Origin of the sequence: Hyphomonas sp. UBA4505 (assembly GCF_002388685.1) — a bacterium.
GTDB lineage: Bacteria > Pseudomonadota > Alphaproteobacteria > Caulobacterales > Hyphomonadaceae > Hyphomonas.
Map to the genome: position 1 here is coordinate 83,908 of NZ_DGMZ01000001.1, position 12,094 is coordinate 96,001.

A 12,094-nucleotide genomic window follows, 5' to 3' on the forward strand; every position below is an offset into this window, starting at 1 on the left:
GGACAGGACGATCTGGAGCGCGCCAACATGAACATTTTTTCATTAAATAACAATCTGTTAAGGATGCACGCTTCCGGTCCACAGGCATCCGCTCCTGAGGTGGTTGCACGTGGACTGATTATTGTTCTGGGTATGGCTACGGCCCTCCCTGCAGGGGCCGTCGAAATCGAGGAATCCACCGTCGCTCCCGTCGAGACCTCCACCGCGAATGACGGACAGCCCGACGACATTACAATCACTGAAGATGGGGAAATTGATCTCAGCGACCTGCCAGGTACCACCGCGATTACGGTCGACTCCGACAATACCATCACCAATGATGGCGAAATTCTCGCAGAAGACACCGACTACGTCACCGCTATTGCTGTCCGAACGGGTACGACGACAGGCATCACCCACACGGGTTCCATCGAATTGTCGGAAGACTATGACCGGGAAGACGAAGACGATGATGACGATGTGGACGGGCCACTCGCCATCGGGACGAACCGCGTGGGCATCGACGTCGAGAATGGTGGCACGATCACAGGTAATATCCTGCTCGATCATGGCTCCACGCTATACATAGAAGGCAATGATTCAGCGGGCGTACGCATCGGATCCGCGCTCGATGGCGATTACACGCAACAGGGCACAATTTCGGTTATCGGCGACAACGCCCTGGGTCTGAGCCTCGAAGATGACGTCGCCAGTGATGTATTGATCAGCGGCGCCATTACGGTTCAGGGTGAGAATGCGTCAGCTGTCACGATTGATGGGGATGTCTCCGGCAATGTGACGATTGAGAGTTCAATCAGCTCGACCGGCTTCACCAGCACCAGTTCTTCCAACTATATCGCGCCCGTCTATATCGACGACGATACTGAAGCGGTGGAGGATCGCCGCGATGCCGACGACCTTTACGACAATGCGAACGGCGTCCGCATCACGGGCAGTCTCGGACAAGGCCTGTTGATCAATGGCGCGGTCGACGACTTCACATCCGAAGAGGATGAGGATGACGAAACAAAGGATACGGTCGACGATTTCGATGAGAATCGAACTGCTGGAAGAATCTACAGTTATGGTTCAGCCCCGGCGCTCGCCATCGAAGCCAACGCTGGCGAAAACGTAGTCTTCTCGAGCGTCGTAGAAACCGTTCGCGATACCACCGATGATGATGATGACGATGACGTAGATGAAGTACTCGCCACGTTTTCTTTTGATCAGGGCCTCATCAATCGTGGGACGATTTATGCCAGTGGCGTGAATATCGGATTCGATGCGACGGCGCTCTCCATATCCGGATCAGAAGACGGAACCGGAACGGTTACAATTGATGGCGGCATCCTGAATTCCGGCACAATTCAAGGAACCGCCTACGAGGCTTCCGCCGTAGGCCTTCTGCTCGGCAACGGCACAGCAATCGGCACTCTCGAAAACTCCGGATCCATCGCCGCAACGACCTATACGTTAACGGACGACACCGCCAAAGCGTTGTTCATTTCCAACGGAAGTACGCTGGAAGCGATCCTGAATAGTGGATCCATCACCGCTTCATCAAATGGCTATGGTGGCGCAGCAACGGCGATCACCGATGAAAGTGATACGCTAAGATACATAACCAATACCGGCGCGATATCAGGCCTACTCATTTCAGACGGACGGGAAGATTCGGAAACAGGATCGTCCATCGCCATTGACCTGTCCGCACAAACGGCTGGCGCAACCATTATCCAGTATCAGGAAACTCCCACTGAAGATGTGAACGGCGATGACGAAATCGATGAAGACGATGTGACCGAACCTACAATCTATGGCGACGTCCGGTTCGGAACCGGCGATGACATACTGCAAATTCTGGACGGGGGTCTGGCAGGCGACATCTACTTTGGTGCCGGCGCCGCAACTTTCGACCTATCGGATGCCGAGTTTCTGGGAGACACCTATTTCGAGGGCGACACACTCAGCCTGTATATCGAGGAGAGTGAGATCGTGGGAGATTTCGACTTCGGCTCTGCGAGTGGAACGATCGACTTCCTGTCTTCAACGTTGCTCACGGGTAATCTGACGAGCGATGCTTACAGACTGGCCGCGACAATTTCAGATTCTGAAATTGTTCTGCTTGAAGACACGTCCTTGCAGCTTGCCTCCCTCTCCGTCACGGATGGTTCAACACTTGAATTCGAAATTGATCCTCAGAACCTGCGGACCACAGCCTTTCTGTCAGTTTCGGGAACCGCAGCACTGGGCAGCGATACTCTGGTACGCCCAACACTTACGTCATTCATCGACGGTGATTTTGCCGTCACACTGATCGAAGCGGGTACACTGATATACGACGAGGAAACCGCTGAGTTATCGACCGAAAACATTCCGTGGATATACAACGTATCACTGGAGACAGAGACGTCTGATACAGACAAACTCAATCTCGACTTTCGCCTCAAGACTGCCGAGGAACTCAGTCTCGACACGAACCAGTCCAGCGCCCTCTCCGCTATACTCAATGTTGCCACGAGTGACGATGATGTCGGATCTGCCATCACGCAGCTTTCGACCGAACATGACTTTCTAGAGGTCTACAATTTGCTGCTGCCTCAGCGCACTGAAGCCGCAACGCGCTATCTGGAATCCCAGTCGAACGCCGCTTTTGGCGCGTTGAGAAGCCATCTGGAGTTCACCCGTAGCTCCAGTGAATCCGGAAATGGAGCATGGGTGCAGGAAACCTATTCCCATGTCAGCTATGATGGGTCTGACGATGGGCCGGGATATGACGGCCGCGGTCTTGGCATCGCTCTGGGGTATGATCGCTCGCTGCTAGGCATAGATGCAATCGGCATCATGGGTACGATGAGCGACGGCAAGTTTGAGGAAAAAACTGGCGGCGAAAATCCTGTGACCATGAAAAGTCTGGGTGTCGGGGTGTATGCGACGGAGCAGATCGGGCGCGTAAACCTTCAGGCCGTTGGCCAGATCGCGAAGGTCGACCATTCCAGCTATAGAGAAATCGAGTTCGACGAGTATGTTTCAGAGGTCAGCGGCACATGGGACGGGATGACCACCGCGGCTTCACTCTTGGCATCAACCGAATTCGGGTCCGGGGCGTTCAGGATGACGCCATCAATTGGTCTGGACTACTTCAAACTTGATCAGGACGGATATTCAGAAACGGCATCAAACGGATTGAACCTATGGGTCAGCGACGCCAGCACAGACCGTGTCACCGCTGATGCCGGAATTGGCTTTGCCTATGTCTGGCGGGAAGGCGCAGACTCGTCTCGCACGGGTCCGGCCTATACCAGTTACAACAATTCCAATCGCTACCGTCCCATGGTTCGGGCTGGATTGGATATTGGCTATCGCTCCACGTTGTCTTCGACACCTTACGAAGTCGACGCTGGATTTGTCGGCTATGAGGACCGTTTTACACTCAGCGCCACCGAGGTGTTTGAAGATGCCGCCACGGTGGGACTCTCGCTACTGGCGGGGTCCGAACTCCTGAAAATTCGGTTTGGCGTGGATGGTGAGTTTTCAACCGACTCAACCGCCCTGACGGCCAACGCCGCCGTCAAACTCCGCTTCTGATCTCTCAGACACCATTTCTCTCTTCTGGATGCCGACTTCATGAGCCACAAAAACAAAACGCTCGCGCTCTCCCTGATCCTCTCTGCGCTCGCCGCTTCGCTGCAACCGACGGCGCTTGCGCAGGTGGGCGCAGAAGACAGCACAGGAAACATCGAAGCCATCATTATCAATGGCAACCAGCGGATCGAAGACCGAACCGTGATGTCCTACCTTCTAGTCGAACCTGGCTCACCTTTTGACGCGAACCGTATCGACCTTTCCCTCAAATCCCTCTTCGCAACCGGCCTCTTTGCTGATGCAAATTTTGACCGGGTCGGGAACCAGCTCATCATTACATTGGTCGAAAACCCAATTGTAAATCGGGTCATGATTGAAGGCAGCAAATCGCTCGGGGAAGAAAAGATCCGCGAAGAAATCCAGATATCGCCGCGCGGCGTATTCACCGCCGCTCGCGTGCAGGCAGACGTACAGCGCGTGATGGAACTCTACCGCCAATCCGGCCGGTTCGCGGCGAAAGTCACGCCCGAATATGTGCCGCTCGATCAGAACCGTGTGGATGTGGTCTTCTCGATTACAGAGGGACCTGTGTCTGGTGTACGAGCGATCAACTTCCTGGGAAATGAAACGTATTCAGACGACCGTCTTCGGTCGGAGATTGTCACCCGTCAATCACGTTGGTGGCAGTTCTTCTCATCAAACGACAATTATGACCCAGGTCGCTTGGAATATGACCGCGAATTGCTTCGTCAGTTTTACCAGAACAAGGGGTATTACGACTTCCGCGTAGAGTCAGCCGTGGCAGAACTAACGCCTGATCAGAAGGATTTCTACATTACCTATACAATCGACGAGGGCGAGATTTATCGCTTCGGCGAGATCAATGTCGAAACCGAGCTGGAAAAGCTCAACACGGACGCCTTGAAAGCGTCACTGGTAGCGCGATCCGGTGACCTGTTCCGAGGCGACACAATTGAAAACTCAATTGATGGCCTGACCTATGTCGCCGGGATCGGAGGTTATGCCTTTATTGATGTGCGCCCTGAAATCTCCGCCGATCTCGAAACGCATACGGTCAACGTGACCTTTCATGTCAATGAAGGTCCGCGTGTTTACATCAACCGCATCAATATTGTCGGTAATACCCAAACGCTCGATCGCGTGATCCGGCGGGAATTGCGCGTGACTGAAGGTGATGCCTTCAACCGCATCTTGCTGGATCGCTCGCGCAACCGCGCACGGGCCCTTGGCTACTTCAAAGACGTCGAAGTTACTGAGGTTCCCACCGCGGACCCTGACCAAATTGACGTGAATGTAAAAGTCACTGAGCAGCCCACTGGCGAGATGAGTTTCTCAGCTGGCTTCTCATCCTCAGAATCTTTCCTCGTAGATGTCAGCGTGGCACAGCGCAATGTGCTCGGGCGCGGGCAATCCGCGTCTGCTCGCCTGTCCACATCCAGCCTGCAGCAAATTGTGGACTTGCAGTATACGGAGCCACGTTTCCTAGACCGTGACATGTCCGCAGGTGTGAGTGCGTTTGCTACCCGCCTCGATTATTCTGACACCGATCTTGGCGGCTATACGACTGAATCTGTAGGTGTCAGCGGGCAGCTAGGTTTCCCCTTGTCAGACCGGCTGCAACTTGGCTTGAAATATACGTTGCAAAACGACAAAATCGACGTCGTCGATCAGAGCATCGTGATTGACTCGGACAGCGGCGAACGCCTGACAACCGAATACACTGTAGATGACAATGACACCCCGGGAGACACAAGCGATGATGTCGTGGGTGTCGCCTTTCTCACCGCTGATGACGTGCCATTGCCTGATGGCTCGCTGATCGTGGATGTATGCGATGCGCGCTATCTCAACAGATACTCGCTTTGCTCAAGTGAACGATCAGAAATCTCCTCGATCGTCGGGTACAATCTCCTCCTGGACATGAAGAATGACCCTATTGACCCCACTGGCGGGTTCGACCTGCTGTTTGGTCAAGACGTTGCTGGCCTGGGCGGGGACGTGAATTTCATTCGCACCAACGCATCGATGAATATCTATCAAGGCATCACGAAGGGCATAACGGCCAGTTTGCGTCTTTCGGGTGGATACATCGAACCCTATGGCACGAGCGACGCGGAATCCGAATACGGACAAACCACTCCCCAAGGCGTACGTATCAATAATCGCTTTTTCAAGGGCGGCAACAGCTTCCGCGGGTTTGATACGGCAGGTCTCGGGCCGCGCATTGTGCAAATCATCCAAAATGATGACGGCACAGAAACAGTGAAGCGTCTCAACGCCCTGGGCGGCAACGCGTTCTACCAATCCAGCCTCGACATCTCGATGCCAAACTATCTGCCGGAAGAATACGGCATCAAGACGGGGCTGTTCCTGGAAGCCGGCGCGGTTGGCTTGTTGAGCGACATGGACAAGAGCGACCCGGTCGAGTTCACGGATGCTTTTGGCCGTGTTGCCGTCCAGTTGATTGAAGACGACTTGTCCTTGCGCGCATCTACAGGCCTCAGCGTCTATTGGACATCCCCTTTCGGCCCAATCCGCTTCGACTTCAGCCATATCCTCAAGAGCGAAGAGTACGACCGCACGGAGTCCTTCCGTTTCAGCACTTCCACCCGGTTCTGATAGCGTGTCAGCCAGCGGCCTTCAGAGGCAAGGTCACCGTTACGAGCAGCCCCCCGGTTGGTGGGTTCGACAAATCGATGTGCCCACTATGGGCTTCAATCAGATTCTTCGCGATATGAAGTCCGAGCCCATGCCCGCCGGTCTCGCGGTTGCGTGACTGTTCCAATCGAACAAGGGGTTCGAACACACGCTCCAGAGCATCTTCCGGGATTCCCGGACCTGTGTCCTGGATCGTCACAATAGCCTTGCCGGCTTGTTCACTGAGACAAACGTGCGCCATGTCTCCATAACGCACCGCATTTTCAATCAAGTTGCGCAAGGCGCGTGTCAGTTCATCTGATCGACCCATGACAATCGGGCGTACATCGATTTCATTGAACGAGACAGAGAGGCCCAGATCCCGCAAGTCTTCGATAAGGCTGTCGACCAACGAATACATGTCCAGCGGCTGGAAAGGCTCATCTGACTGGCCAGCCGTCGCCGCAGCAAGTGCGGCTTCTGTGATACGCTCCAACTCTGCCAGAGCACGACTCATCCGCTCGCGCTCACTCGCATCTGATAGCATCTCAACCTTCAGTTTCAATGAGGTAATGGGTGTCCGCAAATCATGACCAATTGCTGCGAGCAGCTGGCGTTGGCCAGCCACTGTGGTCTCGAGGCGGCGGCCCATGCGATTGAAAGCACGCAGCGATTCGCGCACGTCATACGGACCTTGCTCGACCAGCGGCTCATGCTTGTAGTCGGACGCCAGCGTATTCGCGGCCTTCGCCATTTGCCTCAATGGATTGATCGCATTCAGGGCGGCCCATATGCCGATGCCAACCATCAGCACGATGAGCATGACGGCCGCCAGGAGAGGTGGACGCGGCTCTTTCACACTGATGTTCTCGGTTCTTATGTTTACCCAATTGCCATTCGCGATCTCGAGAGACACTCTTGCGCGCTGCTGGCTGGCAGATCTCCCACGCTCTGACGGCGGAGGCCTCAAACTCATTGGCCCGGGACGGCCCGGTTCTTCATCCATGAACCTGTCCGGTCGACCGGGAGGACCTGCGAGCCTGTCCCGATCACCCCACCCACTCAGGGAAATACCAATCGGCGTATCCTGCGCTAGCCCAAGATTTTCAAGAACACGTTCGGCTAGCCCCCAGGAGAAAGGCTCAATATAGGGATATTCTGACAGCGAGTAATCGGTTATTTGAAGACGCTCCAGCTCTTTGTCGGAGAGTGAATCGGGCCAATCCTTCGCCTGCAATTCCTCCAAGGCGACCGTCGCAACATGCAGCGCCGTACGTGGCTGGAGCCGTTGCGATGAAATGCTGAATTCCACAATGAAATACGCCAGTAGAAATGTAGACAGCAGAGCCGCTGTCACCAGGATTACAATCCGTGTAAGAAGCGTATCAAGCCTTGCCAGCATCACAGTTTCTTCACATCAGCTGCGAAGACATACCCCCCGCCCCAGACGGTCTGGACGATATCCGGATTCTTGGGGTCGCGTTCGACCTTTTTCCGAAATCGACTCACCTGACTGTCGACACTGCGGTCGAACACATCTGCGCCTTCGGCATGAGACAGTTCCACGATCCGTTCACGCGACAGCACGATCTGTGGTCGGGCTATAAAGATCATCAATAATTGGAATTCGCCGGTGCTTAAGGAGACGATCACGCCATCATCGCGGGTCATTGTGCGTTTCGCCGTGTCCAGCGTCCAACGGTCAAACTCAAAATAGCGCGTTTTCTCAGGCGTCATTTCTCTTTCGCGACCATTCGCGCGCCGCAGGACCGACCGCACACGCGCAAGCAGTTCCCGCGGGTTGAATGGCTTGCACACATAATCATCTGCGCCGACTTCCAAGCCGACAATCCGGTCGATCTCATCAGTTCTCGCGCTGATGAAAACGATCGGAATTGCGGTGAGCCGAACGATCGAGCGACAAAGACTGATCCCGTCCTCGCCCGGCATCATGACGTCCAACAGGATGAGGTCTGGTTCTTCAGAATGAATCGCCCGGCGCGCAGCGGGTGCATTTTCAGCCGTCGACACGCGATAGCCGTTTTCCGTGAGATAGGATTTCAAATCTTCCCGAATATCGCGGTCATCATCGATGACTAGAATGTGTTCGGGTGTCGTGGTCTCTGGATCAGGCATCTCCGCAGTCTCCTGAATATGTATCGTCGATCTGATGATTACAAATAGGATAAACTTGTTGCCAAGGTGTGTCGTGACTGCAGTTAAACTGCGCTTCGAACCCCACCGCTCCGGATCATCCCGAATTGCTGGTGTCGCCACCGAAAACCCATACCTTTCAAGTCGGTAATGTCATGTTGCAGACTGCCATATATTGCCATCACTTTCGTCCTAACCGGCATATCCTCTCAACATGGCTGAGGCATCTTGTTCTCATCGACGCAGGGAAACTTCCCGGCACTTCGTCCCCAGAGACTGCATTAAGAGCACTCAATATGCCTAGTTCCACCCCCTATTCCGGTCGCTCTGAAGAGAAAGTCTCGATCTCAATCACCGAAATCATCGCATCCACCAGGACAGTCCCCGTCCGCTCCTTGAACACCGAGCCTCCCTTTGGGTGCCAAGACCGATGCGATGAGAGGGAGGTGTCACACCCCCCCTACGTCTCACCCTGTGACACCTCCCTCACCCCCTTCTCTTCCCGTTGCAAACGACTGTCAGGAGCAATGAAAGTCACAGTCCTGATGATTGCTGGACTGTCCTTGGTGGCCGCATGCACATCCTCCCCGCGCAAGGGGCCAGGAGCCAGCGGTCGCGATGGCGGAGACCTCGCACGCCCGGCTCGGTCGCAAGGCCTGTCTGCCCCACCAGTGGCACTGCTTTTCGTCAGCATGGACAGTAATCACGATCACTTCGTATCACGCGAAGAAGTTGATAATGGTATTGATCTCGAATGGCGCGCCTTGGCGGGGCCTGATCGGGTACATCAATCTGCGGTGCAGATGTCAAATTGGGCAGCTGAGACCCTTGGCGACCTGAATGCACTCCCCAGCCCTATTGCCTTCGACAGCAATCTGGATGGAACCATCACGGCCTCGGAATTCCGAATACGGCTTATCGATATATTCGGTCGGATCGATAAAAACCGAGATGGGCTTCTATCACGCGCAGAATTTCTGACAGCGCCGCGCGCAGTCGATTCCAACGAACCCACCATGCCGCGAGATAGCCAGCGCCGCGGACCTCCTCCCGGACGACGGCAATAGATTCCGGTGTCTATCCCGAAATCCTCCGCGCTTGTCCGAGCACCAGTTTTCCCGCCAGCGGCCAACAAGCCCGGAGCGTATCCGAAAGAGCCAGTGTTCCAGCCTGGCCCCAGCCTGGCAAGTCTGTGGGCCAGCGCAGGTCTTATCCGAACCGAAATAACACGGGGTTTCAATGGCTTGTCAGGAGCGGCCGATGGCGCGCCTCTCGACTTGCACTTGCGCCTGCAATCTCTATCAACAGATCAACAGCCGCTTTCCCGTTATGCGGTGTATGTCTGGCACGCCGACGCAGCTGGCGAGTACTCTGTCTTCAATCGCCCGGATACAAACTATCTACGTGGTATAGGGATCACAGACCAACGAGGACGCGTAAACTTTCGGACCGTGTACCCAGGCACTTATCGGGGACGTCCGCCACATATCCATTTCGAGGTCTATCGCAGCCTGGATACTCTGGGGTTGGGAGTGGCGCCACTAATACGGTCCAGCATCCTGTTTCCCGACATGGTTTCCCGATCCGTCTATACTCGGAACCCGGCCTATGCCGATAGCTTGGACAAGTATGCGGCGCTAAGATTCCAGCTCCCGGTGCTGAACCCAACCGGTGACAAGCGCGCCGTGCAGCTGGCGAGTACGAGTGCCTCCAGCAACTCCACTCTCAGAGCCAGCTTGGACATATTCATTAATGCGGAAGAATGAACCGCGATATCGTTGTGGTTTCGCTCTACTCGACAGGAAGGTCATCACTTGCAAGAATCTTCGTGATGATCGGCTTCATCATTTCGATAAATTGCGGACGTTCATGCTCGGGATGCCTCAGCGTGCGGGCCGGAATGCCGCCAAACAAGGTAAACAACATCTCCGTCCGCAAAACAGGCGTTGTAATTCCGGCATTCTCCAGGACGCCACAAAACTCTTCCCGTATTTCACGATCATAGTTCTGCAAGATCTCGGCAACCGACGGATTTCTCTGCGCCTCGGCAAGAATCTCGAAATTCAAAACCGTTCGGAACGGATCCTGATGCTTGATAATAATGTCGATGACGAGTGGAGCGATTTGATCTCGGATTTCAGTGCCGCTCAGATTACGGAAGTCTTCCATTCTGTCTTTTTGGCGCAACAATTCGCGCTCCACCACAGCCTCTATCAACAAATCCTTGGACGCAAAGTAATGATACAGATGGCCAACACTGATGCCACATTCTTTGGCGATCCCGGAAATGCCCGCGCCATGGAATCCCTTCTCAACGAAGTGAATCTCAGCGCAGTCCAGAATTTCAGCAACGCGACTCTCACGTTTCGCGGCCGTCTTCGATTTGCTCATAACTGTCATGCAGAAAAACACCTAAATTCCACTATGCCCTCTCCTTGACATGCTGCACCGCAACACTAGATAGAGCGTTCACTCTAGAATTGTTATATTGAAGCCATTCGGCTCGTCAAGGAATCCTCATGGAAGTTCTAAGAAAAAGTATTTCGGCAGCGACCTTGTCCGTCGCCTTCCTGCTGACGGCCTGTGGTAACGAAGGCAGTACAGTAGAGGTTCCGCAACAGCCAGCTCCAGTTGTAAAGACTCTCACGACCGAACTCGTATCGGTCCCCAACGCCGTTGAGTTGACTGGACGCGCGCGGGCCCACGCCGAAGCGGAGATCCGCCCGCAGGTCACCGGCATCATCAAGGAGCGGCTGTTCAAGGAAGGCGACCTCGTCTCGCGTGGACAAGCGCTCTATCAGATTGATGCAGACGAGTATGCCGCAGATGTGCGAAGTGCCGAGGCCGCATTGGCGCGTGCCCAGGCTTCTGCAAATGTCGCAAAGGAAACCGCCAAGCGGTTCGCCGACCTCGCAAAGATCAACGCTGTCAGCCAGCAGGAATATGATCAGGCCGCGGCTACGGCCCAGGAAGCAGAAGCGGATATTGCGCTTCAAAAGGCTGCTCTGGACCGCGCACGCATCGATCTTGCCCGCACCAGGATTTCTTCCCCCATCGCCGGACGCATTGGTCGATCATCGGTCACACAAGGCGCGCTCGTCACTCAAAACCAGACTGAAACACTCGCCAACGTGCTTCAAATCGATCCGATCTATGTGGACCTTACCGTTTCCAGCAATCGCGTCCTCAACATGCGCCGCCAGATTGCGTCCGGGCGGGTTGCCTCCAAGGGAATCGACACGGTGCCAGTGAACATCATCCTCAGCGACGATACGACGTATCCCCTGCAAGGTGAGCTCGAATTCAGCGAAATCAATGTCGACGAAAGTGCCGGTACAGTAGCGGTACGTGCGCTCGTACCAAACCCTGATGGTATTATCCTGCCGGGCATGTTCGTCCGCGCAAACTTCGTTGCCGGCATGTACGAAAATGTCATTACGCTGCCGCAATCGGTCGTCTCGCGGACCCCAACGGGCGAAGCCTCCGTCATGGTCGTCAAAGATGACAACACAATTGAGCAGCGCGCCATCCAAGTCGAGCAATACAACGACAATTCATGGATTGTGCTGGACGGCTTGGAGGAAGGCGAAAGAGTCGCCGTTTCAAATCTTCAAAACCTGCGTGCAGGTGTGACAGTTGATCCGATTTCCAGCGCAGCACAAATATCCGCCGCCCGCGACTCGCGCAGCGAACTGAACTAGCGAACCCTGGACACTCG

At 54.8% G+C, this 12,094-nt stretch carries 8 protein-coding genes and 1 pseudogene; 6 read left to right on the forward strand and 3 right to left on the reverse strand.

The window, feature by feature from the left end; translation table 11 throughout:
* Positions 1 to 132 precede the first annotated feature (132 nt).
* Complete coding sequence (locus B3527_RS00390; RefSeq protein WP_290479414.1) at positions 133 to 3,567, forward strand: autotransporter outer membrane beta-barrel domain-containing protein; 3,435 nt, start codon at positions 133 to 135, stop codon at positions 3,565 to 3,567.
* Positions 3,568 to 3,606: 39 nt separating this feature from the next.
* Complete coding sequence (gene bamA, locus B3527_RS00395; RefSeq protein WP_290479413.1) at positions 3,607 to 6,204, forward strand: outer membrane protein assembly factor BamA; 2,598 nt, start codon at positions 3,607 to 3,609, stop codon at positions 6,202 to 6,204.
* A gap of 7 nt (positions 6,205 to 6,211) precedes the next feature.
* Here the strand turns inward: bamA and B3527_RS00400 are convergent, their stop codons facing one another.
* Together B3527_RS00400 and B3527_RS00405 are read right to left on the reverse strand one after the other, a co-directional pair.
* Positions 6,212 to 7,624 carry a sensor histidine kinase gene (locus B3527_RS00400; protein ID WP_290479412.1) on the reverse strand — a complete coding sequence of 471 codons (1,413 nt, stop codon included), beginning with the start codon at positions 7,622 to 7,624 and terminating at the stop codon, positions 6,212 to 6,214.
* Positions 7,624 to 8,358, reverse strand: a complete 735-nt coding sequence (locus tag B3527_RS00405; RefSeq protein WP_206990910.1) for a response regulator — start codon at positions 8,356 to 8,358, stop codon at positions 7,624 to 7,626. Before B3527_RS00405 ends, B3527_RS00400 begins: the two co-directional genes overlap by 1 nt.
* Positions 8,359 to 8,903: 545 nt before the next feature.
* Here B3527_RS00405 and B3527_RS00410 point away from each other — a divergent pair.
* The 3 genes and pseudogenes from B3527_RS00410 (at position 8,904) to B3527_RS00415 (ending at position 10,142) form a co-directional block, all read left to right on the forward strand.
* On the forward strand, positions 8,904 to 9,443 hold the full coding sequence (locus B3527_RS00410) for an EF-hand domain-containing protein (protein ID WP_290479411.1): 540 nt from the start codon (positions 8,904 to 8,906) through the stop codon (positions 9,441 to 9,443).
* Between the two features lie 93 nt (positions 9,444 to 9,536).
* Positions 9,537 to 9,845, forward strand: a pseudogene (locus tag B3527_RS16880) (3,4-dioxygenase subunit beta); the annotation flags it as partial.
* Positions 9,846 to 9,908: 63 nt separating this feature from the next.
* Entirely contained in the window at positions 9,909 to 10,142 is a 234-nt protein-coding gene (locus B3527_RS00415; protein WP_290479410.1) for a hypothetical protein, read from the forward strand.
* 25 nt (positions 10,143 to 10,167) lie between these two features.
* Here B3527_RS00415 and B3527_RS00420 read toward each other — a convergent pair whose 3' ends face one another.
* Positions 10,168 to 10,776 (reverse strand): TetR/AcrR family transcriptional regulator, encoded by a 609-nt coding sequence (locus B3527_RS00420; RefSeq protein WP_290481555.1) that lies wholly within the window; start codon positions 10,774 to 10,776, stop codon positions 10,168 to 10,170.
* A 119-nt stretch (positions 10,777 to 10,895) separates the two neighbouring features.
* On the opposite strand from B3527_RS00420, the gene B3527_RS00425 reads away from it, so the two are divergent.
* Positions 10,896 to 12,077 carry an efflux RND transporter periplasmic adaptor subunit gene (locus B3527_RS00425; RefSeq protein ID WP_206990914.1) on the forward strand — a complete coding sequence of 394 codons (1,182 nt, stop codon included), beginning with the start codon at positions 10,896 to 10,898 and terminating at the stop codon, positions 12,075 to 12,077.
* Positions 12,078 to 12,094 lie beyond the last annotated feature (17 nt).

Excerpts from the sequence above, each read along its gene's own strand:
- bamA (WP_290479413.1), top strand. The coding sequence starts at position 3,607 with ATGAGCCACAAAAACAAAACGCTCGCGCTCTCCCTGATCCTCTCTGCG.
- B3527_RS00425 (WP_206990914.1), top strand. The coding sequence starts at position 10,896 with ATGGAAGTTCTAAGAAAAAGTATTTCGGCAGCGACCTTGTCCGTCGCC.
- B3527_RS00420 (WP_290481555.1), bottom strand. The coding sequence starts at position 10,776 with ATGACAGTTATGAGCAAATCGAAGACGGCCGCGAAACGTGAGAGTCGC.
- B3527_RS00390 (WP_290479414.1), top strand. The coding sequence starts at position 133 with ATGGCTACGGCCCTCCCTGCAGGGGCCGTCGAAATCGAGGAATCCACC.
- B3527_RS00405 (WP_206990910.1), bottom strand. The coding sequence starts at position 8,358 with ATGCCTGATCCAGAGACCACGACACCCGAACACATTCTAGTCATCGAT.
- B3527_RS00400 (WP_290479412.1), bottom strand. The coding sequence starts at position 7,624 with ATGCTGGCAAGGCTTGATACGCTTCTTACACGGATTGTAATCCTGGTG.
- B3527_RS00410 (WP_290479411.1), top strand. The coding sequence starts at position 8,904 with ATGAAAGTCACAGTCCTGATGATTGCTGGACTGTCCTTGGTGGCCGCA.